This window comes from Kitasatospora sp. NPDC092286, from assembly GCF_044755565.1.
Classification (GTDB): Bacteria; Actinomycetota; Actinomycetes; order Streptomycetales; family Streptomycetaceae; genus Kitasatospora.
In genome coordinates this window covers 84,297-107,466 of sequence record NZ_JBIVRD010000031.1, presented here as the reverse complement: position 1 = coordinate 107,466, position 23,170 = coordinate 84,297, and the positions used below count along the sequence as shown (strand labels likewise).

The following is a 23,170-nucleotide window of genomic DNA, read 5'->3' as shown; positions in this document are numbered from 1 at the left end:
CTGCCTCCAGCTTCACCCCACCGCTACGGCGGAAGGGAGATGAAGGTCTTCCACCCCCATTCGGTACAACAACAGAGCCTCGTGGCGCACTCGGTGTTCATGTAGAGCGAGGACGAGGGGTAGAGGCCGCCGAGCGCCTCGCGCGAGCCCTCGGGGGTCCGCATGTCGTAGAGGATCTTGCCGAGGCCCTTGTCGAGGACGGTCGCGACCGTCGGGTCCGTCGTCATACCGGCGTCGATGCTGCCCTGTTGGAGGGCGGCGATGAAGGTCTGGCCGGCGCCGACCGCGATCGGGCTGAACTCGGCCACCGCGGTGCCGTTCTTGACGGCGAGGTACTTGGTGAGGAAGTCGGTGGAGGAACCGACGCTGGTCACGCCGAGCTTCTTGCCCTTGAAGTCCGCACCGGACCTGATGGCCTCGGCCTGCTTGGTGGAGACGAGCTCGACCTCGCCCGGGGCCTGGGAGAACTGGACCACGGACTCGACGTTCTTGCCCTTGGCCTGGAGGTCGATGGTGTGGTCGTAGAAGCCGACCGCGCCCTGGACGTCCCCGGCGAGCAGCGCGGTGGTGGCGTTGACGCCGGCGGGCTCGCTCATCAGCTCGACGTTGACACCGGCGTCGGCGAAGAAGCCGAGGCGCTGGGTGAGCATGGCGGGCAGGTAGATGACCTTGTCCAGGCCACCGACCATGATCTTGACCTTGGGCCCGTCGACCTGCCGGCCGGCCGGGGCCGCGCCGTTGTGCGAGGAGGCGGCGTCGTTGGCGCAGGCGGCGAGCGGGAGGAGGAGGACGGCGGCGAGGGCGGCTGCGGTGGTTCTGCCGATCGGGTTGCGGCGCATGGGTGGGGGTGCCTCTCTACGGAACGGGGGTGGGGGTCAGCGGCCGTCGCCGGAGTCGGCGGGCTTCCAGCGGAACAGCTTCTTCTCGGCGAAGGTCAGCAGCCCCTCGGTGAGCAGCGCGACGACCGCGAGGATCGTCATGGCGGCGTACACACCGGCCGCGTTGAAGGTGCCCTGGGCGGCCGCGACCAGCAGGCCGAGACCCTTGGTCGCGCCGATGTACTCGCCGACGATGGCGCCGATCAGCGCGAAGCCGAAGCTGACGTGCAGGCTGGTGAAGATCCAGGTGGTGGCTGCGGGGATGACCACCTGAAGGGTGACCTTGCGGTTGTCGGCGCCCAGGATGCGGGCGTTGGCGACGAGGTTGCGGTCCACCTCGCGGGCGCCCTGGAAGGCGTTGAAGAACACCGGGAAGAACACCAGGACCACCGCCGAGGCCACCTTGGAGGCCGGGCCGAGACCGAACCAGATCAGGAAGATCGGGGCCAGCACGATCCGCGGAATGGCGTTCAGCACCTTGATGTAGGGCCCGAACACATCGGCCAGGAAGCGGATCCGGCCGAGCGCGATGCCCAGCAGCACACCGCCGGTGACGCCGATCACCCAGCCGGTGAGGGCCTCGTAGAGGGTGTAGCCGATCTGCTCGCCCAGCGAGCCCTGCGCCGTGCCGTGGGTGGTCCACTGCCAGATCTGCGCCCAGATCTTCGACGGCTGCGAGAAGTTGAACGGGTCGACGACCTCGGTCCGGGCGCAGAGCTCCCAGAGGCCGAGGAAGGCGACGAGCACCGCGACCCGGGCCCCGTACACCCCCAGTCTCCGGTTGCGGGCGGCCCGTTGGCGGGCCTCGGTTCTGCTGGCGGCGACGGCCGCGGGCTTCCCGGCGACGGCGGCGGTCGAAGCGGTCTCAAGCGGCACGACCCGCTCCTCTCTCCCGGGTGATGCGCACCTCTTCGCCGAGCGAGGCCCAGATCTCGCGGTACAGCTCGACGAACCTCGGCTCCAGCCGGACGGCCTCCACGGTGCGCGGGCGCGGCAGGTCGACGGTGAAGATCTCCTTGACGGTGGCCGGGCCGGCCGTCATCACCACGACCCGGTCGGCGAGCGCGATCGCCTCGTCCAGGTCGTGCGTGACGAAGACGACCGAGGCCGCGTTGCCGGCGGTGCCCGCACCGGCCCACAGCTCCAGCAGCTGGTCGGACATCAGGGCGCGGGTCTGCACGTCCAGCGCCGAGAAGGGCTCGTCCATCAGCAGGATCTTCGGCTCGTTGACGAAGGTCTGGGCGAGCACGACGCGCTTGCGCATACCGCCCGACAGCTGGTGCGGATAGCGGTCCTCGAACGCGCCCAGGCCCACCCGGGCCAGCCAGTCCCGGGCCCGTTCCCGGGCCTCGGTGGCGGGAACACCGCGAAAGCGCGGGCCGGCCGTGACGTTCGACAGAACGGTCCGCCAGGGGAACACGGCGTCCTGCTGGAAGACGAAGCCGACCTGCGGGTTGATCCCGTCGACCGGCTCGCCGTACACCCGGACCTCTCCCTCGGTGGGCTCCTCCAGGCCGCTGACCAGGGTCAGCGTGGTGGACTTGCCGCAGCCGGTGGGGCCGACGACGGCGACGAACTCGCCCTCGGCGACGGTGAGGCCGAGATCGCGGACGGCGGTGTGCAGGGCCCCGGAGGGGGTGCGGAACCGCTTGGTCGCGCCGGTCAGCTCGATCGCCGGGACCGGCGCCGGGGTTGTGCTCATATGACCTCCCGGGTCTGTGCTTGCTCCGGGAGGCTAGGAGTGGCCCGGGGGGTGGCGGGAGGCTTCTCGGCGTACTGCGGGTTCTCCGCGTTGAGGGGTGTTCTGCTCGTTTTGCTTCCGCTACAACAACGGGGGGCGCGGCTGACAGAAACACGTCGGAAACATAGGGTGTGCCACCACCCCTGCGGCGCGCACCAGCCGCACCACCCGCCCGTCCGCTGCCGAGAGGAGGCCCGGATGTCGCGCCCCCACCGCCCACACCGACCGCACGGGCCGCACGGGCCTCGTCCGTCCCATCGGCCCCGCCTGACCCACCGTCCCCGGTGGCCCCGCCGGGTCTTCGCCCAGTTGCTGCTCGGCCAGACGGTGGTCACCGTCGGCGTCACCATCGTCACCGCCGGACTGTTCCTCGCACCGGTCAGCTCCGAGCTGGACCACGACGCGATGCAGCGCGCGCTGTCGATCGCCCAGGCCACCGCCGCCGACGAGACGATCGCCCGGGCCGCCGAGGACCGCGACTCCGCCGCCGCCCAGCGCAACGCCGAGCAGATCCGGCTGGCCACCGGCGCCAGCTTCGTCGTGGTCACCGACCTGGACGGGATCCGGCTCTCGCACACCGACCCGGTCCGGATCGGCCACCGGGTCAGCACCGATCCCGAGCCCGCGCTGAGCGGGCGCAGCATCACCGCCATCCAGGAGGGCACGTTGGGGCGCACCGCGCGCGGCAAGGTGCCGCTGCGGGTCACCGACGGGCGGATCGTCGGCGAGGTGTCGGTGGGCATCAGCGACGACTCGATCCGGCGCCGGCTGCTGAAGATGCTCACCGGGATCCTGCTCTGCGCGGGCGCGGGCCTCACCGCGGGCACCGTCGCCACCCTGGCGCTGGCCCGACGGCTGAAGCGCCGCACCCACAACATCGCGCTGGCGGACATCTCGGCGCTGCTGGTCAAGCGCGAGGCGATGCTGCACGGGATCCGTGAGGGCATGGTGGCGCTGGACGAAGGGGGCCGGATCCGGCTGGCCAACGACGAGGCGGGCCGGCTGCTCGGCCTGCCCGACGACTGCGCCGGCCGGCCGATCGACGAGGTGCTGCCGGCCGGGCGGCTGGCCGATGTCCTGACCGGGCGGATCACCGGCGCCGATCTGCCGGCCGTCCGGGACGACCGGGTGCTGGTGGTGAACCGGATGGCGACGGCCGAGGGCGGCGCGGTGGTGACGCTGCGCGACCGGACCGAGCTGGAGTCGCTGGTCCGGGAGCTGGACACCACCCGCAGTCTCACCGAGGCGCTGCGGGCGCAGGACCACGAGCACGCCAACCGGATGCACACCCTGCTGGGGCTGCTGGAACTGGGCCGGCACGAGCAGGCGGTGGAGTTCATCTCGGAGCAGTCCGGTTCGCACGCGGCGGTCGCGGCGCGGATCGCCGAACAGGTGCAGGACCCGCACGTCGCGGCGCTGCTGGCCGGGAAGTCCGCGGTGGCGGGCGAGCGCGGGGTCCGGTTGGTGGTCGCCCCGGCCGCGCATCTGCCGGACGCGGTGGTGGACGCCCGGACGCTGGTCACCGTGCTCGGCAATCTGGTCGACAACGCCGTGGACGCGCTGGCGCCCGGCGGGGGCGGGCAGGTGGCGGTGACGCTGGCGGCGGCCGGCTCCACCTTGCTGGTCGAGGTCGCGGACAGCGGACCGGGCGTTCCGGAGCGTCTGCGTGAGCAGGTCTTCGAGGAGGGGTGGAGCAGCAAGGACGCGCCGGCGCACCGGCCGCGCGGGCTGGGGCTGGCGATGGTCCGGCGGCTGGTCGAACGGACCGGCGGCCGGATCGTGCTCGACACCGGACCGCTCGGCGGCGCCCGGTTCACCGTGGAACTGCCCGAGGCCCTGCGCACCGGGGCCCTGCCCGCCGCACCGCTCGTGGAGGCGTGATGATCGACGTACTCGTGGTGGACGACGACTTCCGGGTCGCCGATGTGCACGCCGCGTACGTGGCCAAGGTGCCCGGCTTCCGGGTGACCGGCACGGCGCACTCGGCCGGCGAGGCGCTGGCCGCGCTGGAGCGCCGCCCGGTGGACCTCCTGCTGCTCGACCACCATCTGCCGGACGAGACCGGGCTCGCCCTGGTACGGCGGCTGCGCGAACGGCAGGTGAGCTGCGACGTGATGATGGTGACGGCCGCCCGCGACGTCTCCACCGTGCACGCGGCGATGCAGCACGGCGCGTTGCAGTACCTGGTCAAACCGTTCACCTTCGGCGGGCTGCGGGAGAAGCTGGTGGCGTACGCGCAGCTGCGGCACGCGCTGGCCGGGCCGGCCGCACGCGAGGCCGGGCAGGACGAGGTGGACCGGCTCTTCGCGACCCTGCGCGGTACCGCCTCCCCGGCCACCGCCCTGCCCAAGGGGCACTCGGCGCCCACCACCGACCTGGTGCTCGGGGTGCTCCGCCGGGCCGCCCAGCCGCTCTCGGCGCAGGAGGTCGCCGACGCCACCGGGCTGAGCCGGTCCACCGCGCAGCGCTACCTCAAGCAGCTGGAACGCGACAGCCGGCTGCGGCTCACCCTCCGGTACGGCGACACCGGGCGGCCCGAGCACCGCTACGGACTGGCCGTCAGGGCGTGAGACCCGGACGTGGTGAACCCCGGCGGGCCCGAGGCCCCACCGGGGTTCACCGTCGCCGTTCGGTGCGGAGCGGCTTCTCAGGCGGCACCGGCGCCGGTCAGGGCGCGGACCTCCAGCTCGGCGTAGCGGTCCGGATCGGCCGGCTCGGCCGAGGTCATCGTCCCGATCCAGCCGGCCAGGAAGCCGAGCGGGATGGAGACCACTCCCGGGTTCTCCAGCGGGAACCAGTGGAAGTCCATCCCGGGGAAGAGCGCCGTCCTGGTGCCGGAGACCACCGGTGAGAAGACCACCAGCAGCACCGCCGGAATCAGCCCGCCGTACACCGACCAGACCGCGCCCCGGGCGGTGAACCGCCGCCAGAACAGGCTGTAGAGCAGCACCGGCAGATTGGCGGAGGCCGCGACGGCGAAGGCCAGACCGACCAGGAAGGCGACGTTCAGCTGCTGGGCGAAGAGGCTGAGCACGATCGCGATGGCCCCGATCCCCACCGCCGCGATCCGGGCGACGCCGACCTCCTCGTGCTCGACGGCCTCCCCGTCCGACTGCCGGGAGGCCGGAACCGCGCCCTGTCCGCGGCGCGGACGGCCGCGCCAGGCGCCCGCCCAGATGTCGTGGGCGAAGGCCGCCGAGGAGGCCAGGGTCAGCCCGGCGACCACGGCGAGGATGGTGGCGAAGGCGATCGCCGAGATCAGCGCGAACAGCACGACCCCGCCGGTGCTGCCGTTGCCGCCGCCGAGGACCAGGGCCAGCAGCGGAACGGCCGTGTTGCCCGCCGCGTTGGCGTGCCGGACCTCGCCGGAGCCGACCAGTGCGGTGGCGCCCAGGCCGAGCGCGATGGCCATCAGGTAGAAGCTCCCGACCAGCCCGATCGCCCACATCGTGGAGCGGCGGGCGGCCCGGGCGGTCGGCACGGTGTAGAAGCGGGAGAGGATGTGCGGCAGACCGGCGGTGCCCAGCACCAGGGCCAGGCCCAGGCTGAAGAAGTCCAGCCGGCTGGTGAAGCTCCCGCCGTACTTGAGCCCCGGCTCCAGGTAGCGCTGTCCGGCGCCGCTGTGCTGGGCCGCCTGGCGCATCAGCTCGGCCACGTCCCCGTGGAACCGGATCAGCAGCAGCACGGTGAGCAGAACCGATCCGGCGATCAGCAGGAACGCCTTGACGATCTGGATCCAGGTGGTGGCCCGCATCCCGCCGACCGTGACATAGATGATCATCAGACCGCCGACCGCCACGATGGTCCATGTCCGGGCCTGGGCACTGCTGGTGCCGAGCAGCAGGGCGACCAGGCTGCCCGCGCCGACCATCTGGGCGACCAGGTAGAGCAGGGTCACGACCACGCTGGCCCCGCCGGCCGCCGCCCGGACCTTGCGGCGGCGCAGCCGCAGCGCCAGCACGTCCGCCAGGGTGTACCGGCCGGCGTTGCGGACCAGTTCGGCGACCAGCATCAGCACCACCAGCCAGGCGACCAGGAAGCCGATGCTGTAGAGCGCGCCGTCGTAGCCGTACAGCGCGATCAGCCCGGCGACACCGAGGAAGGAGGCGGCGGAGAGGTAGTCCCCGGAGAGCGCGAAGCCGTTCTGCAGCGGGGTGAAGTCGCGCCCTCCGACGTAGAAGTCCTCGGCGGCGCCGCCCCGGCGGCCCACCCAGAGGGTGATCCCCAGGGTGACCAGGACGATGACGGCGAACAGCACGATGGCCAGGTCGTGGTGGTCGCCGGTGGCGGCGACGGGAGGCGGGGTGGCGGTCGTCATCGCAGCTGGTCCTGGGTGTCCCAGCGGAGCTCCAGGGCGGCCCGGTCGCGCCGGGTGCGCGCGTGGCGGGCGTAGAGCCAGGTGAGCAGGAAGGTGGAGGCGAACTGGAGCAGGCCCAGCAGCCACGCCACATTGATCGGACCGGCCACCGGACGGCGCATCACACCGGGCGCGCCCGCCTGGGCCGCGACGTACAGCAGGTACCAGCCCAGGAAGGCCCCACAGGCCGGGAAGACGAAGGACCGGTAGCTGCGCCGGATCTCCTGGAAGGCCTCGCTGCCCTGGACGGCGCGGTACACCGCGCTGCTGTCGGCGGCCCGGCCGGGGGCGGACTGCGCCGACCGGGTGGGGACGGGCGGGGCGGATTGGGCCGATTGGCCGGGGGCGGCGGCCTGAGCGGCCCACGAGTCCAATCGCCGCCCTTGCTCCGGGCTGCTCGTCTGCTGCTGTGGCACTACTGCTCCTGAGCCGGGGTCGTCTGACCGACACCATGATGGGCGCCCCCGGGCACCGCCAACGCCGGATACAGATACGTTCACTCAATGAGGTGATCGATCATCCGACTGGCACTCATCCGAGTACTGCTGCGTACTCGTGATTCCGTGTCGGAAGGCGTACGCGACGGCCTGCGCCCGGTCGCGGACGGCGGTCTTGGCGAACAGGTTGTTGATGTGCGTCTTCACGGTGGCCGGGCTGACGAACAGCCGCTGGGCGATCTCGGTGTTGGAGAGGCCCTCGGCGATCAGCGCCAGGACCTCGGCCTCCCGGGCGGTCAGCCCGTCGGGCAGCTCGCCCCGGTCGGCGGCGGCCGACGCCCCGGCGCCCGCCGAAGCCCCGGGAGCGGCCGGGGCCACCGGTCCGGCGTCCGCCAGCCGCTCCAGCAGGCGCAGTTGCACCTGCGGCGAGAGCCCGGCCGCACCCGAGCGGACGTCCGCGATGGCCCGGGCGATCTCCTCGCCGCCCGCGTCCTTGGTGAGGTAGCCGCGCGCGCCGGCCCGCAACGCCGGGAACAGCGAGTCGTCGTCGGCGTACGTGGTGAGCACCACCACCTCGGTCTCCGGGTGGGCGGCCCGGATCCGGCGGGTGGCCTCGACGCCGTCGCAGCGCGGCATCCGCAGGTCCATCAGGACCACGTCGGGGTGGTGCCGTTCCACCAGGGCGACGGCCTCCTCGCCGTCGGCGGCGGCGCCGACCACCTCGATGCCCGGCAGCAGCCCGAGCAGCATCACGATGCCCTCGCGCACCACCGTCTGGTCGTCCGCGACCAGCACCCTGGTCGGCCGCTCCCCGTTCACGTGTCCACCTCGCTCATCCGCGCTCATCCGCCTCGTACCGCCCGCTCACCCCGGCAGCCGCAGCAGCACCCGCCAGCCGCCCTCCTCCGGGCCCGCCAGCAGGGTGCCGCCGAGCAGTTCCGCACGTTCGCGCATCCCCAGCAGACCGTACCCGCTGCCACTGGCCGCCAGCTCACCGGGCGATTCGCCGCGCGGGGCACGGACGTTGCGCACCTCCAGCTCCACCGCCCCCGGCAGATAGCGCAGTTCGACCGTGCACCGCGCGCCCGGCGCGTGCTTGCGGACGTTGGTCAGCGCCTCCTGCGCCGTGCGCCGAACCGCCAGCCCGGCCTCGGCGGCGAGCGGGCGCGGTGTGCCGGTGACGGTGAGCGCGGCCCGCTCCCGGCCCGTCAGTTCCACCAGGAACTCCCCCACCGGGGTGAACTCGCCACGCAGCGCCGAGAGCGCCTGTCTGGTCTCGGCCAGGCCGTCCTGCGCCATCCGCCGGGCCGCCACCACCCGCTCCCGGATCTGCTCCCGGTCGGTCCCGGCGTCCAGCATCAGCCGGGCCGCCTCCAGGTGGACGAGCTGCGCGGAGAGGCTGTGGGCCAGGACGTCGTGGATCTCCCGGGCGATCCTGGCCCGTTCGGCGAGCGCCGCGCTCTCCGCCTCGGCGGCCCGGGCGGCGCGCTCCTGGGCCAGCAGCCGGCGGGCCGTGCCGCGCGCCTCGGTGTCCATCCGCAGCAGGTAGCCCAGCAGCCCGAGCCCGCCGACCGTGGCCGTGATGCCCAGCCAGTTCTCCCAGCCGGCCACCGTGTAGGAGCCGAAGCCCGCCACCGCCGTGCCGAGCGCGGCGACGGACGGCAGCCGGACCAGCGCGGTGAGCGCCAGCCCGCCCCAGACGAAGTCGGCCAGCAGGTGGGCCCGCCCCCACTCGGCGAGCCAGCCGCTGCCGACCAGGGTGACGGCCAGCGCGAGCGTGGGCCGGAGCAGCTGCTCGCGGCTGACCCGCAGGAAGGCCGCCGCCTGCGCGACCGTCGCGACCAGTCCGGCCCCGACCGCGACCGCGCCCCAGCCGCTGTACCCGCCCCCGGAATACGTCCCCCAGACCACGGTGGCGACCAGCACGGTCCGCCCGATCAGCGAGAGGGTCCGCCGGGCCGGGCTCTCGGGCTCCCGTTCCAGCCCCTCGCGGGACGGCCAGCGGGTCCGGTTCCACCCGGGCACGGGTACCTCCTCCTGGATTCGGCGGCTCATCGGCTCATCGGACCGACCGGTGGACGGCGGCGGTTCAGCCGGCCAGGCCGACGCGGTGCGGGCTCTCCAGGGTCCGTGCCCTCCAGTTCACCACGCCGGCCCTGACCAGCAGCAGGACCGCCAGGCCGAGCAGCAGCGCGTTGGCGCCCTGGTGGACGTGCAGCGCGACTCCGAGGCCGTACAGGCCCAGCCGGATGGCGATCAGGCCGGCCCAGGCGGCCACGGTGGCCCTGGTGCCCTGCGCCCAGACCGCGCCGTCCTTGCCGTGCCAGAGCCGGACGGTCCAGCCCCAGACGCAGCCCATCGCGAGCACGGCCAGCAGCGAGGCGGCCAGCAGCGCCACCGAGAGGCCGGGGTGCGCCTGGTCGACCAGCCGCGGGTCGCGCAGCGCGAGCACGGCCAGGATCACCGGCAGCAGCCAGAAGCGGCGTTCGGTGTCCAGACGCTGGGCGCGCAGCTGGCGGCGGGCCACCAGGGCGATCACCGCGATGATCACAAGTACGTTGACGAGGCCGGTCATCGGACTCTCCGTCCCGACGGGAAGGGCTGGGCTGACCTCTCCGACGCTACGGATCCGGCGCCGCCCGGTGATCGGAGCCGGGGTGGACCGGGGGTGGAACCGGCAGCGGGGGGGGGCCCCCCCCCCGGGGGGGGGGGGCCCCCCCCCGCGAAGCCGCCGCTCAGGCGTCGATGCGGGAACGGTCCAGGGTGGCCGCCGAGTCCACGATGAACTCCTTGCGCGGGGCGACGTCGTTGCCCATCAGCAGGTCGAAGATCTTCTCGGCCTGCTCCAGGTCCCCGAGGTTGATCCGGCGCAGGGTGCGGTGGCGCGGGTCCATGGTGGTCTCGGCCAACTGGTCGGCGTCCATCTCGCCGAGGCCCTTGTACCGCTGCACCGGCTCCTTCCAGCGCATGCTCTTGCGCTGGAACTCCAGCAGGGTGGAGCGCAGCTCGGCGTCGGAGTAGGTGTAGTGGTACTTCTCCTGGCCGCGCTTGGGGTTGGTGAGCTCGATCCGGTGCAGCGGCGGCACCGCGGCGAAGACCCGGCCCTGCTCGACCATGGGACGCATGTAGCGCTGAAAGAGCGTCAGCAGCAGGCAACGGATGTGCGAACCGTCGACGTCGGCGTCGGCCATGAAGATGACCCGGCCGTAACGGGCCTGGTCGATGTCGAAGGTGCGGCCCGAACCGGCCCCTATCACCTGGATGATCGCGGCGCACTCGGTGTTCTTGAGCATGTCGCTCACGGACGCCTTCTGCACATTGAGGATCTTGCCGCGGATCGGCAGCAGCGCCTGGAACTCGGAGTTGCGGGCCAGCTTGGCGGTGCCGAGCGCGGAGTCCCCCTCGACGATGAAGAGTTCGCTGCGCTCGACGTCGTCGCTGCGGCAGTCGGCCAGCTTGGCCGGCAGCGAGCTGGTCTCCAGCGCGGTCTTCCGGCGCTGCGCCTCCTTGTGCTGGCGGGCGGCGACCCGGGTGCGGGCGGCGGCCACGATCTTCTCCAGCACGGCCCGGGCCTGGAGCTTCTCGTCCTTCTTGGCGGAGGTCAGGAAGGACTTGAGCTCCTTGGCGACCACCGCGGCGACGATCCGGTTGGCCGCCGAGGTGCCCAGCACCTCCTTGGTCTGCCCCTCGAACTGCGGCTCGGCGAGCCGGACGGTGACCACCGCGGTGAGACCCTCGGTGGCATCGTCCTTGGTGATGTCGTCCTCGGCGACGCGCAGCAGCTTGCTGGAGCGCAGCACCTCGTTGACGGTCTTGGCGAGCGAGCGCTCGAACCCGGTCACATGGGTGCCGCCCTTGGGGGTGGCGATGATGTTGACGAAGGAGCGCAGGGTGGTGTCGTAGCCGGCGCCCCAGCGCAGCGCGATGTCGACGCCGAGGTGACGGGTGACCTCGGTGGGCGTCATGTGGCCGAGGTCGTCCAGGACGGGGACGGTCTCCTTGAAGGTGCCCTCGCCGTGCAGCCGCACGACGTCGGAGATCGCCTTGTCGGGGGCGAGGAACTCGCAGAACTCGGCGATGCCGCCGTCGTAGTGGAAGGTCGACTCCTCGACCTTGTCGCTCTCGGTCAGCCGCTCGTCACGGACCAGGATGGTCAGGCCGGGGACCAGGAAGGCCGTCTGCCGGGCCCGGTTGTGCAGGTTCTCCAGCGAGAGCCGGGCGTCCTTGAGGAAGATCTGCCGGTCGGCCCAGTAGCGGATCCTGGTGCCGGTGCGGGCCTTGGGCACCTTGCGGGCCCTGGTGAGGCCGTTGGCGGGCTCGAACGGGGCGTCCGGGCCGCCCTCGGTGAAGATGCCGGGGGTACCGCGGCGGAAGCTGATCGCATGGGTGTGGCCGCTGCGGTCCACCTCGACGTCCAGCCGGGCGGAGAGGGCGTTGACGACGGAGGCGCCGACGCCGTGCAGACCGCCGGAGGCCGCGTAGGAACCGCCACCGAACTTGCCGCCGGCGTGCAGCTTGGTCAGCACCACCTCGACGCCGGAGAGCCCGGTCTTGGGCTCGACGTCCACCGGGATGCCACGGCCGTTGTCGCGCACCTCGACCGAGGAGTCCTCGTGCAGGACGACCTCGATACGGTCGCAGTGGCCACCGAGCGCCTCGTCCACGGAGTTGTCGATGATCTCCCAGAGGCAGTGCATCAGGCCGCGGCTGTCGGTCGAGCCGATGTACATGCCGGGGCGCTTGCGGACCGCCTCCAGGCCCTCCAGGACGAGCAGGTGCCGAGCGGTGTAGTTGGAACCGTCGTCGCCGGCCAGCAGTGCGGACGGCACGGTCGTTTCGGCACTCACGCGGCACTCTCCTCGGTGAAGTTCTGTCTCATCGGTCACATCCGGGTCCATCCGAATCGCCCGCCAGTGCAGCACAGCGCACCGACAGCCGTTCCCCTGCGTGTGCGCACCCCTCCGCTCGGTACGCAGCACGGCGGGCCGGTCCCGCGCAGCTTGTACGCGCTGCGCGAACAAGAACTGTGCAGGATTCGGGGCGCCGGGGCGCCATCTCCTCCCTGTACCAGCGGTCCTGGCGGACCGTGGGGCCGGGCGCAGGCTCCGGAACTGCCGTTATGCAGGCTACCGGGGCCCAGGACGGGGCTTATGCTCCAACCCAGCAGAGGATTATGCTACGCGGACCTCGACCCCGGTCCCGATCGGGCGTTCGAGCGACTGGCGGATCCTGGGATTCGGTACGCATGAACCACCGGCCCCCGGGGCACGTCCTCATCAACACAGCAGAATCCTCAAAGAAGAAAAGCCACGAGCGGGAACGTTTTCGGCCTGGTTGGATGTTGACCCTGGTACGACAGCTCGTCGAGCTAGAGAAGAGGCGACGTGACTACTGTTCTGACACCTGCGAGCCCGCTGACCGCGGCTGACCGCTGCGACCGCTGCGGCGCCCAGGCATATCTGCGCGTCGTACTCGCCAGCGGCGGAGAGCTGCTCTTCTGCGCCCACCACGGCCGGAAGTTCGAGCCCGAGCTCAAGAAGATCGCCGTGGAGATACAGGACGAGAGCGGCCGTCTCACCAGCACCACCACCAACACGGCCACCGAAGAAGAGCGCTGATTCCCAGCACTTCATCGACACCCGGCGACGAGCTGTGTCCGGCCGCACACCCTGCGCGACCGGCGAGCCGGGCGACCGGCCCCCTCTTCGGGGGCCGGTCGCCCGGCTCCGCTGTTTTCGCCGACGCCGGTCACACCACCCGCACCGGGCAACGCGACGTCAGAGCGTAACCGGCTGCTCACAGTACCGAGCGCACCGCGTTCGAGACCGCGCCGAGCCGGGTGTAGACGCCGGGGTGGGCGGCCTCCGCGCAACCCGTTCCCCAGGAAACCAGTCCGACCAGTCGGCCCGCGACGATCAGCGGACCGCCACTGTCCCCCTGACAGGCGTCCTTGCCACCCTTCTCCTCGCCCGCGCAGACCATGCCGCGGGCGTCGAAACGCCCGTCCGGGCCGCCGGGGTAGGCGTGCGCACAGGTCTGGTCCGCGATGATCGGCACATCGACACCACGGAGCGTCGGCGAGTAGTTACCCGTTCCGCTGGTGTCCCCCCAGCCGAAGACCTGCGCCCTGGTCCCCGGCGCATACGGCTCGGCCTCCCCCTGGCCGACCAGGCCGATCACCGGCCGGGTGCCCTGTGACTCGGTGAGGGTCAGCACCGCCACGTCGTTCATGTTGGCGGCGAAGGCGTAGTCGGGGTGGATCCAGACCGACTGGACGGCCACCTCACGACCGATCGAGCCGCGCAGGTCGTCCCGCCCGACCACGACCTTCAGGCCCGGCCGGTCCACCCGCTGGCCCTTGGACTCGTCGTAGAAGCAGTGCGCGGCCGTCACCACCTTCGTCGCGGTGACCAGCGCGCCACCGCAGAACTGTCCCGAGCGGCCGCTGCCGAACTGCTGGCGGCTGGCGAGCGCCACCGCCCACGGGTGGTCCGAGGTACTCACCGCGACACCGCCGACGATCCTGCGCTGCGCCTCGGCCGGACCGGCCGGACCGAGCGCGAGCGCCGGCGCGGGCAGCGCCGCCAGCAGGGCCAGGGCGACCACCCGGCGGCGGCGTACCGGCCCGGCGGCCGGACGTGCCGGGGACGGGACGGCGGTCGACAGGTCCGTGCGGTCCGGATTGGGCAGCACCGTGTCTCCAGGTTGGCTCGACGGCAGGCAACCGACACAGCGTAGGCGGTCAGCTACATAACGAGACCGTGCGGCACCTCGCATCCACCCGTACGAGCGACGACAACCGTCCGGACGTTGACGCGCCCGGATGTCGCGGACGCCCTCCACCGGACATGCCGGAGGGCCCGGAGCGATACGCTCCGGGCCCTCCGACGGTACGAACCGCCGAACGGATCAGTCCAGGTAGTCGCGCAGCACCTGGGACCGCGACGGGTGGCGCAGCTTCGACATGGTCTTGGACTCGATCTGGCGGATGCGCTCACGGGTGACCCCGTACACCTTGCCGATCTCGTCGAGCGTCTTCGGCTGACCGTCCGTCAGGCCGAAGCGCATCGAGACCACGCCCGCCTCGCGCTCGGACAGGGTGTCCAGCACCGAGTGCAGTTGCTCCTGGAGCAGGGTGAAGGAGACCGCGTCGGCCGGGACGACCGCCTCGGAGTCCTCGATCAGGTCACCGAACTCGCTGTCGCCGTCCTCGCCGAGCGGGGTGTGCAGCGAGATGGGCTCGCGGCCGTACTTCTGGACCTCGATGACCTTCTCCGGGGTCATGTCGAGTTCCTTGGCCAGCTCCTCCGGGGTGGGCTCGCGGCCCAGGTCCTGGAGCATCTGGCGCTGGACGCGGGCCAGCTTGTTGATGACCTCGACCATGTGCACCGGGATACGGATGGTGCGGGCCTGGTCGGCCATCGCGCGGGTGATCGCCTGGCGGATCCACCACGTCGCGTAGGTGGAGAACTTGTAGCCCTTGGTGTAGTCGAACTTCTCGACCGCGCGGATCAGACCGAGGTTGCCCTCCTGGATCAGGTCCAGGAAGAGCATGCCGCGGCCGGTGTAGCGCTTGGCCAGCGAGACGACCAGCCGGAGGTTGGCCTCCAGCAGGTGGTTCTTGGCGCGGCGGCCGTCCTCGGCGATGATCTCCAGCTCGCGCTTGAGCTTCGGGGCGAGCTTGTCGGCCGCCGAGAGCTTGTCCTCGGCGAACAGGCCGGCCTCGATGCGCTTGGCGAGCTCGACCTCCTGCTCGGCGTTGAGCAGCGGGACCTTGCCGATCTGCTTCAGGTAGTCCTTGACCGGGTCGGCGGTGGCACCCGCGACGGCGACCTGCTGGGCCGGCGCGTCGTCCTCGTCGTCGTCGGAGAGGACGAAGCCCTCCGACTCCTCCTCCGGAGCGTCGCCCTCGGCACCGGCCTTGTCGCCGGGCAGCGCCACGTCCTCGATGAGCTCCTCGTCGCCGAGCAGCTCCTCGTCGCCCTTACCGGCCTTGGCGGTGGTGGTCTTCTTGGCGGCGGCCTTCTTGGCCGGCGCGGCGGTCTTCTTGGCGGCGGCCTTCTTGGCCGGCGCGGCCTTCTTCGCCGGGGCCGCCTTCGCCTCGGCGACGCCGGCGGCCGTCCCCGCGGTGGTGATCTCCGCGGACACCGTGCTGACCGAGGCCGTGGCGGCCGCGACCGCCGGAGCGGAGATGGTGGCGCCGGGCGCGATGCGCACCGGGGGCTTGGTGGGGGCCGCCGAGGCGGACGGGGTCCGAGTGGTGACCGCCTTGGTGGCGGTGCGCTTGGTGGGGCTCTTGGCCGCGACGCTCTTGCGCTTGGCGCCGGCCGGTTCGGCCGCGCTGACCATGAGATCCACCCCTTCCTCAATCAGTACCTGGTTGAGGCTGCGCATGACGTTCTTCCACTTGGTGACCGGGATCTGGTCCGCCTCGAACGCCTGGCGTACGTCGTCACCGGCGATCTGCCCCTGGGCCTTGCCCCGCTCGATGAGCGCCAGCAGAGCCGCGGACTCGGCGATCTCGGGGGGAAGCGAACGGGATGTGCTGGCCGACACGAACAACCTCTCGGACGATGAGTGGACTCGAACCCGTACCGGCCGCCCGAGCGGGCGGGGAAGGAAATCGCGCGTCGGACGCGCGGTGTCGATTCCGACCGACTCGGGCTTGAGGACTGGGTTTGCAGGACGGCAGCAGCGCCGCGGACCAACACAGCATTCTGACATGTTGGGCTATTCCGGAGCTGCTTCCGCTCAGGACACATCGCTGCTACTCGTCAAGTGTTACGCATGGCCTTGGTGTCGCGGGTCACACCGATCGGCGCCCGCGACCCCGGGGCCGACTTCCATCATCCCGCATTCGCGCCCAAGCCTTTGGCATGGACAGGGCGTCAAGGGGCTTTCCCAGGAAAAGGGCCCTCCGACTGCGCCAGGCGGTGCAGTCGGAGGGCCGTGGGTTCGCGGGGTTCGATCGGTCGCCGGATGGACGGCTCAGTGCTCCCGGGGAGCGGGAACGGACGGCTCGACCTCCGGGTGCACGGTGAGCAGCGCCCGCATCGCGGCCTCGCCCGCGGTGCCGTCACCGGTGCCGAGCGCGTCGACCAGCCGGGAGTGCAGGCTGACCGAGGCCTCCGAGGGCCGCTCGCAGGAGATGGCCGGGCCGCCCGACACCTGGAGCGCGCAGGAGACGATCCCGGAGAGGTGCTCCAGCATCCGGTTGCCCGCCATCTGCAGAACCAGGGCGTGCAGCTCCGCGTCGGCCCGCGAGTAGGTGGAGAGATCGGCCTGGGCGGCGGCGTGGCCCATGATCTCGATCAGCTCGACCAGCCGCTGCTGGACGTCCTCCCGGCCGTGGCCGGCCGCGAGCCGGGCCGCCAGCGGCTCGATCGCCCAGCGCAGCTCGAACAGCTCCCGGCGCTGCTCGTCGCGCTGCGGACCGAAGGCGCGCCACTCGATGATGTCCGGGTCGAGCAGGTTCCAGTCGCCGACCGGGCGGACCCGGGTGCCGACGTTCGGCCGGGCGCTGACCAGGCCCTTGGCCTCCAGCACGCGCAGCGACTCGCGGACGACGGTGCGGGACACCTCGAACCGCTGGCCGATCTCCTCGGGGACGAGCGGGCGGTCGGCGCCGAGATCACCCGAGACGATCATCTGGCCGAGCTGCTGGACGAGCTGGCCGTGCAGGCCGCGGCCGCGGCTGCTGGTGGTCTTGCGGCCGACCCGGGCCAGGTCCGACTCGGCGCCCTCCCAGCGGGGCGCCGGCGGGGTCGGCCGGTCGGCGTACGAGAAGCGGTCCAGATCGCCGGGGCCGTGGATGGCGCCGTCGGCGGAACGGGCAGGGGTCATGGTGGGGTGCGCAAGGGTACTCACAGGTCCTTTGTCGGCGATCGGCGGGCGCAGCTTGAGAATTCTCGTGAAAAGCACACGAAAGGGTGATCGGCCGCGACTGGATAATTGACTTCTTATCAGGAAGAACCGCGCATTACGGTCACTGCTGGTCGATCTTGGCAGACCGTCAGCGGCCGCCCGGAACAGCCGCCGTTCAGAGCGCGCGGCGGCGGACCTGGACCAGCAGGGCCACGAGCAGCAGGACGAACGCGGGCGCCGTCACCGCCGCCAGCAGAGCCGGATCGGTCAGCGCCGCCCCGCTCCGCGCAACCCGGTGGCCCCCGCCGTACACCCATCCGTACGCCCACTCGGCGCCGGACTGGAACGGCAGCAGCTCGGCCGCATGGGTGGGCCGGACCGCACCGGTCTGCCGCAGCAGCAGGGCCACCCCGGTCTCCAGCAGCGGCGGCAGCGCGCACAGCAACAGGACCCCGGCCGAGGCACTGCGGGTCACCGCCGCCGTCAGCACACCGGTCCAGCCCGCCACGACCACCAGCAGGACGAAGGCGAGCAGCGCGGCCGGCGCGCCCTGGCCGGCCCCGAGCGCCACCGGGGCGAGCGCCCCCGGCAGCTCGGCGAGCCCGGTCAGGCCGACCGAGGCCAGTGCCTCCGACACCCGGTCCGAGAGCACGGCCGGGTCCGACCAGGCGGCCGCCGTCACCCCGCCCGGCAGCGCGAGGTGCACGGCCACCGCGTCGACCACCAGGGTGACCAGCGCCAGCAGGCCCGCCACCGGGCCGATCACGGCCAGCTTGGCCAGCAGCAGCCGCACCCGACGCAGATACGACACCTGCGAGGCCGGCAGACCCGGGTGCCGCACCTCGTGTCCGTACGAGAGGGCGCCCAGCACCCCGGCGCCGAGGGCCGCGAACGGCAGCGGGACCAGCGGGACGGCCGCCGTCAGCAGCCGCACGCCCGCCGGACCGGCCAGCGGTCCGGTGGGCGTCTGGGCGGCCAGCAGGGCCGCCACCCCGGCGTCGCCGAGGAGGACGGCGGCGAGGAGCAGCCAGGTGGAACGGAGGCCGCGCAGGCGGCGCAGCTCATAGGCCAGGGCGTGCACGGTTCACTCGCTCCGGTGGTCGGGGACGGAGGTGGTCGCGGGGGCGGAGGTGGGAGCGGGGGTGCCCGCGCCGGGGGCGGGGGCCTCGCCGGGGCGGCCGAGGCGGACGGTGTCGGCGGTCAGCAGGTCGGTGGCGTCCTCGCGGTGCTCCCGGGAGGCGGGGCCGCCGCCGGCCTGCCGGGCCAGACCGTTGAGACCGTCCCGGAAGAGCCGGTCCACGGCGACCGTCGGGGAGGCCTCGGCCGGCCCGGCCGGGTCGTCCTGCCGGCGCGCGGGCGGGGTGGCTGGTGCGGGACGGCCGGGCTGGGCGGACGGTGTCGGCCCGGCGGGGCGGGCCGGCGCTCCCGATCGTGGGGTGACCGCCGACAGCGCGGTCGTGGCCGAGGCGGCGGCCGGCGAGGCCGGAAGCGCGAGAGCGGGCAGCGCGCCGGTGTTCAAAGCGCGCTCCGGCGTCACCGCTTCCGCCGTTTCCCTCACCTCCGCCGTCGGCTCCGTCCGGGCGGGGTCCGGCCGGGCCGGTGCCGACCGGATCCGGAGCTCGCCCGAGCGGCCCGAGGCGACGGGCAGGGCGGCGCGGGGAGCGGGCTGTTCGACCACCCGGTCGGCGAGCTCGTGCAGCAGGATGCCGTGGCGGTAGGCGAGTTCACCGATCTCGGTGCGGCCGATGCCCGCCACCGCGAGACCGGCCCCGCCGTCGCGGCGCACCTCGGCACCCTGGCTCACCAGCAGATCGGCGAGCCGGGCCATCTGGGGCCCGCGCACGGCCACCTCCGGGCTGAGCCGGGTCCGGCGAAAGTCCGCCACCGGCTGGTCGGCCACCAGCCGGCCCTGGTCCAGCGTGATGACGCGGTCCGCGAGCTGCGCGGCCTCCCGCGGCGTGCGGGTGGTCACCAGGACCGTCCCGCCCGCGGCTCCGAACGAGCGCAGAAAGGAGTGGAACCACTCCACATTGCGCGGCGAAAGGCCCTCGGTGGGCGCGTCCAGGAGCAGGGTCCCGGGGTCCCCCAGCAGGGCGGCGGCGAGGGCGAGCCGTCCGTGCATACCGGGCGAGAAGGCGCGCAGCCGCTGTCCGGCGACGGCGGCCAGTCTGGTCTGCTCCAGCAGTTCGTCGGCCCGCCGGGCGGGGACACCGGCGGCCGCCGCCAGCATCCTGAGATGGCTGCGCGCCTTCCGGCCGGGGTGTCCGGCCACCGATCCGGCGGCTCCGCCCGGACCGGGCAGCAGCACGCCGACCTCGCGTTCGGGGTGGCGCAGCCGACGGTAGGTGCGACCGTCGAAGAGCGTGACGCCCTGGCCGCGTTCGAGTTCGAGCATCAGGCGCAGGGCGGTGGACTTGCCCGCGCCCTCGGGGCCCAGCAGTGCCGTCACCACGCCGGGCCGGGCGTCGAAGGTGAGGTCGAGCACCGCCGGCGGCCCACCCGTGCGGTAGACCTTGGTCAGTCCGGTGATCTGGATCATCGCTGGCTGCTCCCATGCCCTTGGCCGGCCTGACAGGCGCGGCGCGGGGCCGTGCCCGCACGGGCCCGCGCCAGCACATTAGGGGGCCGGGCCGGGGATTCCGGGCATTGCGGGAGCGGCACGGGGCCGCCGCCTGCACACCTCACCCGATCAGGGGAAAATCCGATCCTGCGACGGGGCAGGGGGCTCGCAGGCGGTAGGGGCGAGGGGTGCGAACTGGTCCGGGCGAGGTACGGGGCGGGGCCCGGGTACGGGGCGGGGCCGACGGCGGGTCAGGACTCCGGGCGCAGCATGGGCGGGTTGAGGACGGTGGCCCCGCCCGCGGTGAACAGCTGTGCGGGGCGGCCTCCCTGACGGGTCGTCGTGCCACCGGAGGGCAGCAGGAAGCCGGGGGTGCCGGTCACCTTGCGGTGGAAGTTCCTGGGGTCGAGGACCACGCCCCAGACGGCCTCGTAGACCCGGCGCAGCTCGCCGACGGTGAACTCGGTCGGGCAGAAGGCCGTCGCCAGGGAGGAGTACTCGATCTTCGAGCGGGCGCGCTCCACGCCGTCGGCCAGGATCAGGCCGTGGTCGAAGGCGAGCGGAACGCCGTCGGCCGGGCTCTGTCCGAGCAGTTCGGCGACCGGGGCCCAGCGGGCGCCGCTGGCGTCGCCGCCGGCGCGGGGCGTCGGCAGGTCCGGTGCCAGGACCAGGTAGGCCACGCTGACCACCCGCATCCGGGGGTCGCGCTGAGGGTGTCCGTAGGTCGCGAGCTGTTCCAGATGGGCGCCGGCCGTGCCGGGGCCGGCCACGTCGTGGCCGGGGGCGGAATGCGCGCGCAGACCGGTCTCCTCGGCCAGTTCCCGGGAGGCCGCCTCGGCCAGGCCCTCGTCCGGGCGGACGAATCCTCCGGGCAGGGCCCAGTACCCCTGGAAGGGCGGCTCGCCCCGTCGTACCAGCAGGGCGCACAGGGCGTGGTCCCGCACCGTCAGCACCACCAGGTCAACCGTGACAGCGAACGGGGGGAAGGCCGACGGGTCATAACGCGACATGGCGACGATCATAGTCGTCTCTTTGACGATAAGCACAGGCCTGTGCACGGACCGTGCTGTGCCCCGCAGGTGGCCCGGCTGCCGGATGCCCCGGTCGGGGGCGGGCGAGGGCGGACCGGCGAGGTCCGCCCCCGGGTGGCGGGGGATGTCAGCGGGCGACCAGTTGCAGTTCGGCGGACGCCTCCTCGACCATCGCCACGCCGATCCGGCTGACCCGCACCGAGAACGGTTCGCCCGCGACCCGCAGACCGGTCAGCTGCAGCTCGCCGAGCGGCGCGGTACTGGCCGCCCGGACCAGCACCCGCCCGCCCGGGACATCGGGCCGGACCCCGGCGAGCGCGAACACGGCGTGCACCGCGCCGGCCGCCGAGACCGCCGCCGGGCGGCAGGCGGCCGGGTGCGGTACGGGCGGGCAGCCGGGCGTGCGCTGCTCCCCCGCGTACATCTCGGGCAGCCGCCCCTCGAAGTGCGCGGCCGCGCCGAGCAGGCCCTCCAGCAGCGCGCCGGCCTCGTTCTCGTGGCCGGCCTCGGCCAGCCCGGCGATCGCCAGCGCGGTCTCGTGGACACGTACCGCGCCACCACGGTGGCCCAGCGGGTTGAAGCGGGGCGACTTGGCGCTGAGTGTGCGCAGCCCCCAGCCGCTGTCCAGCTCCGGCGCGGCCAGGCGCTGGGCGAGCAGCCTGGTCTGCTCACGGTCCAGCAGGCTCTGGTGCCGGCCGCCGTCGGCGCAGAGCCCCGGGTCGAGGAGGTGGACGAGCGAGGAGGCCACCGCGGGCAGTGGCTGGCCGCCCGGGGCGAGCCCGGCCGCCGGGCGCCCGCCGGAGAGGTCGTCGATCCAGAAACGGTCGCGGAAGCGCCCGCGCAGCGCGGCCGCCCAGTCGCGCCACTCCTCGGCACCGGGGCGTCCGAACTCCTCCAGCAGTTCGGCGCCGTGCAGAGCGGCCCGGTGCGCCTGGGCCTGGACCTCGGCCCGCACCGCCACGGGATGGGCGGCGCGGTCCTCCACCGGGCGGCTCAGATCGGTGACGAAGCCGTCGACCAGACCGCCGCGCAGCGCCCCGAGCGCCCGCTCGGTGGCCGGGAGCAGTTCGGCGACCTCGTGCCGGGGCAGGCCCCAGCGCCAGGCCTCGGCCAGCACCGTGACGAACAGCAGCGTCGCCTCGGTGGCGGTGCAGCTGGGCGGGAGCTCCGGCCCGCCGTGCCGCAGGGCGCCGGGCAGCAGCCCTTCGGGGCGCGGGCCCGGCTGACCCGGTCCGCCCTGGCCCGGAACGGGGGCGAGCTGCTGACGGCGGGCCAGGGCCCGGAGGGTGCCGGCGGCCAGCCGGGTACCCAATGGAAGCGTCAACCGCGCCGCCCACAGCGCGTCGGCCGGGGCCAGCCCGAACCGCCAGGGCGCACCGGAGGCCGGGTAGAGGTCGGTGGGGCGGTCCGGGTCGACGAACAGCAGCCGGCCCAGGGTGTCCAGTGAACGCGCCACCAGCAGTTCGACCCGGGGGTCGTCGCAGCGGATCTCCGGCTCGGACCAGGGCAGCGGCACACCGGGGCCGCGCCCGCCCGGTGGCCGCGGGCCGGGGACGGTGCTCTCCAGCTCGGTGCGCAGCTCGACCGACCAGCGGGCGCCGGGCTGCACGTCCAGGTCCCAGCGGAGCACACCGGCTCCCGCGAGGACGGCGTGCGGCGACGGCTTGGCACTGACGGTGGCGCTGTGGGCCGGGCCCGCCCAGCGCAACCCGGCGGACTGCACCTGGCCGGGCAGGTCCGGCGGGCGATGTCCGGCGGCGATCTCGCCGACCGGGCCGAGGTCCGTTCCGACGGCGATCTCCAGCGGCAGCCGGGCCGGGCGGCTGCCCGTGTTCCGCACGGTGACGGTCTCGACGCCGTCGGCGTGGCGCAGCCGCTCCACGGTGAGCGCCGGGTCGGGGTCCAGATCGCCGGGGAGCCGGACCGCGCCGAGGAAGCGGGCCTGCGCCGCGGTGGTCAGGGTGCCCTGGAGCGGCAGCGGTTCCATACCGCCGAGCCGCAGCTCCATCCGGGCCAGGACCCGGACGCCGGAGCGGTAGAAGCCATGGAGCCCGTGACCGCGCAGTTGCCCGTCCGGTCCGGAGGCGGCCATGGCGGGCGCGTTGACGCAGAGCACCGCGTGGTGGACGGCGGCGGGCTGCGGACGGGGCGGAGCCGCAGGTCGGGCCTGGCCGGCGGGCGTGCCCGCGGGTGCGCCGACCACGCTCTCGGCCGGCATGGCCTGTGGTGGCCTCATGGCGGTCACCGGACTCTCCTCCCCTCGGCGGTCCGGTGGCCGGTGAGGCCGGTGGGCCGCGAGCAT

18 protein-coding genes and 1 pseudogene are annotated in these 23,170 nt (G+C 73.2%); 3 read left to right on the top strand and 16 right to left on the bottom strand.

Annotation, left to right across the window (positions count from 1 at the left end; translation table 11 throughout):
• Positions 1-89: 89 nt before the first annotated feature.
• The 3 genes and pseudogenes from ACIQIB_RS27885 to ACIQIB_RS27875 form a co-directional block, all read right to left on the bottom strand.
• Positions 90-839 (bottom strand): annotated as a pseudogene (locus tag ACIQIB_RS27885) (ABC transporter substrate-binding protein); the annotation flags it as partial.
• 36 nt (positions 840-875) lie between these two features.
• Entirely contained in the window at positions 876-1,754 is an 879-nt protein-coding gene (locus tag ACIQIB_RS27880) for an ABC transporter permease (RefSeq protein WP_400761346.1), read from the bottom strand.
• Complete coding sequence (locus ACIQIB_RS27875; RefSeq protein ID WP_400761343.1) at positions 1,744-2,580, bottom strand: ABC transporter ATP-binding protein; 837 nt, start codon at positions 2,578-2,580, stop codon at positions 1,744-1,746. The genes ACIQIB_RS27880 and ACIQIB_RS27875 overlap by 11 nt, the downstream gene beginning before the upstream one ends.
• Before the next feature lie 348 nt (positions 2,581-2,928).
• Between ACIQIB_RS27875 and ACIQIB_RS27870 the strand changes: the two genes are divergently transcribed.
• Together ACIQIB_RS27870 and ACIQIB_RS27865 are read left to right on the top strand one after the other, a co-directional pair.
• A complete protein-coding gene (locus tag ACIQIB_RS27870; protein ID WP_400761340.1) occupies positions 2,929-4,500 on the top strand; it encodes an ATP-binding protein in 1,572 nt (523 codons plus the stop codon).
• Positions 4,500-5,189, top strand: a complete 690-nt coding sequence (locus ACIQIB_RS27865; RefSeq protein ID WP_400761337.1) for a response regulator — start codon at positions 4,500-4,502, stop codon at positions 5,187-5,189. Before ACIQIB_RS27870 ends, ACIQIB_RS27865 begins: the two co-directional genes overlap by 1 nt.
• Positions 5,190-5,266: 77 nt before the next feature.
• Here the strand turns inward: ACIQIB_RS27865 and ACIQIB_RS27860 are convergent, their stop codons facing one another.
• The 6 genes from ACIQIB_RS27860 to ACIQIB_RS27835 all read right to left on the bottom strand — a co-directional run bounded on the left by ACIQIB_RS27860 (position 5,267) and on the right by ACIQIB_RS27835 (position 12,260).
• Positions 5,267-6,937, bottom strand: coding sequence for a cation acetate symporter (locus ACIQIB_RS27860; RefSeq protein ID WP_363613171.1), 1,671 nt, complete (start codon positions 6,935-6,937; stop codon positions 5,267-5,269).
• The gene (locus ACIQIB_RS27855; protein ID WP_363613169.1) at positions 6,934-7,392 is read right to left on the bottom strand and encodes a DUF485 domain-containing protein; all 459 of its coding nucleotides are present in this window, start codon (positions 7,390-7,392) and stop codon (positions 6,934-6,936) included. The genes ACIQIB_RS27860 and ACIQIB_RS27855 overlap by 4 nt, the downstream gene beginning before the upstream one ends.
• Before the next feature lie 84 nt (positions 7,393-7,476).
• Positions 7,477-8,259 (bottom strand): response regulator, encoded by a 783-nt coding sequence (locus ACIQIB_RS27850; RefSeq protein ID WP_400761334.1) that lies wholly within the window; start codon positions 8,257-8,259, stop codon positions 7,477-7,479.
• An 18-nt stretch (positions 8,260-8,277) separates the two neighbouring features.
• Entirely contained in the window at positions 8,278-9,468 is a 1,191-nt protein-coding gene (locus tag ACIQIB_RS27845) for a histidine kinase (protein WP_363613165.1), read from the bottom strand.
• A 34-nt stretch (positions 9,469-9,502) separates the two neighbouring features.
• Complete coding sequence (locus tag ACIQIB_RS27840; protein ID WP_400761331.1) at positions 9,503-9,988, bottom strand: DUF1453 domain-containing protein; 486 nt, start codon at positions 9,986-9,988, stop codon at positions 9,503-9,505.
• A gap of 160 nt (positions 9,989-10,148) precedes the next feature.
• Positions 10,149-12,260: a DNA topoisomerase IV subunit B gene (locus ACIQIB_RS27835; protein WP_363615332.1), complete on the bottom strand. Its 2,112-nt coding sequence runs from the start codon at positions 12,258-12,260 to the stop codon at positions 10,149-10,151.
• A 537-nt stretch (positions 12,261-12,797) separates the two neighbouring features.
• Between ACIQIB_RS27835 and ACIQIB_RS27830 the strand changes: the two genes are divergently transcribed.
• Positions 12,798-13,031 carry a hypothetical protein gene (locus ACIQIB_RS27830; protein ID WP_363615334.1) on the top strand — a complete coding sequence of 78 codons (234 nt, stop codon included), beginning with the start codon at positions 12,798-12,800 and terminating at the stop codon, positions 13,029-13,031.
• A gap of 178 nt (positions 13,032-13,209) precedes the next feature.
• Here the strand turns inward: ACIQIB_RS27830 and ACIQIB_RS27825 are convergent, their stop codons facing one another.
• The 7 genes from ACIQIB_RS27825 to ACIQIB_RS27795 form a co-directional block, all read right to left on the bottom strand.
• Positions 13,210-14,106, bottom strand: a complete 897-nt coding sequence (locus tag ACIQIB_RS27825; protein ID WP_400761328.1) for a S1 family peptidase — start codon at positions 14,104-14,106, stop codon at positions 13,210-13,212.
• A 216-nt stretch (positions 14,107-14,322) separates the two neighbouring features.
• Positions 14,323-15,969 carry an RNA polymerase sigma factor gene (locus tag ACIQIB_RS27820; protein ID WP_363609508.1) on the bottom strand — a complete coding sequence of 549 codons (1,647 nt, stop codon included), beginning with the start codon at positions 15,967-15,969 and terminating at the stop codon, positions 14,323-14,325.
• Between the two features lie 432 nt (positions 15,970-16,401).
• Positions 16,402-17,334, bottom strand: coding sequence for a FadR/GntR family transcriptional regulator (locus ACIQIB_RS27815; protein WP_363609510.1), 933 nt, complete (start codon positions 17,332-17,334; stop codon positions 16,402-16,404).
• 118 nt (positions 17,335-17,452) lie between these two features.
• Positions 17,453-18,358, bottom strand: a complete 906-nt coding sequence (locus tag ACIQIB_RS27810; RefSeq protein WP_400761325.1) for a hypothetical protein — start codon at positions 18,356-18,358, stop codon at positions 17,453-17,455.
• Between the two features lie 3 nt (positions 18,359-18,361).
• Positions 18,362-19,816, bottom strand: a complete 1,455-nt coding sequence (locus ACIQIB_RS27805; protein WP_400761323.1) for an ATP-binding cassette domain-containing protein — start codon at positions 19,814-19,816, stop codon at positions 18,362-18,364.
• Between the two features lie 272 nt (positions 19,817-20,088).
• A complete protein-coding gene (locus tag ACIQIB_RS27800; RefSeq protein WP_363609516.1) occupies positions 20,089-20,847 on the bottom strand; it encodes an NUDIX domain-containing protein in 759 nt (252 codons plus the stop codon).
• 148 nt (positions 20,848-20,995) lie between these two features.
• A complete protein-coding gene (locus ACIQIB_RS27795) occupies positions 20,996-23,104 on the bottom strand; it encodes a glycogen debranching N-terminal domain-containing protein (protein WP_363609628.1) in 2,109 nt (702 codons plus the stop codon).
• Positions 23,105-23,170: the final 66 nt, after the last annotated feature.

Bases quoted from the DNA above. Each gene is read 5' to 3' on its own strand.
- ACIQIB_RS27875 (WP_400761343.1), bottom strand. From the start codon at position 2,580: ATGAGCACAACCCCGGCGCCGGTCCCGGCGATCGAGCTGACCGGCGCG.
- ACIQIB_RS27860 (WP_363613171.1), bottom strand. From the start codon at position 6,937: ATGACGACCGCCACCCCGCCTCCCGTCGCCGCCACCGGCGACCACCAC.
- ACIQIB_RS27800 (WP_363609516.1), bottom strand. From the start codon at position 20,847: ATGTCGCGTTATGACCCGTCGGCCTTCCCCCCGTTCGCTGTCACGGTT.
- ACIQIB_RS27805 (WP_400761323.1), bottom strand. From the start codon at position 19,816: ATGATCCAGATCACCGGACTGACCAAGGTCTACCGCACGGGTGGGCCG.
- ACIQIB_RS27845 (WP_363613165.1), bottom strand. From the start codon at position 9,468: ATGAGCCGCCGAATCCAGGAGGAGGTACCCGTGCCCGGGTGGAACCGG.
- ACIQIB_RS27795 (WP_363609628.1), bottom strand. From the start codon at position 23,104: ATGAGGCCACCACAGGCCATGCCGGCCGAGAGCGTGGTCGGCGCACCC.
- ACIQIB_RS27865 (WP_400761337.1), top strand. From the start codon at position 4,500: ATGATCGACGTACTCGTGGTGGACGACGACTTCCGGGTCGCCGATGTG.
- ACIQIB_RS27850 (WP_400761334.1), bottom strand. From the start codon at position 8,259: ATGAGCGCGGATGAGCGAGGTGGACACGTGAACGGGGAGCGGCCGACC.
- ACIQIB_RS27840 (WP_400761331.1), bottom strand. From the start codon at position 9,988: ATGACCGGCCTCGTCAACGTACTTGTGATCATCGCGGTGATCGCCCTG.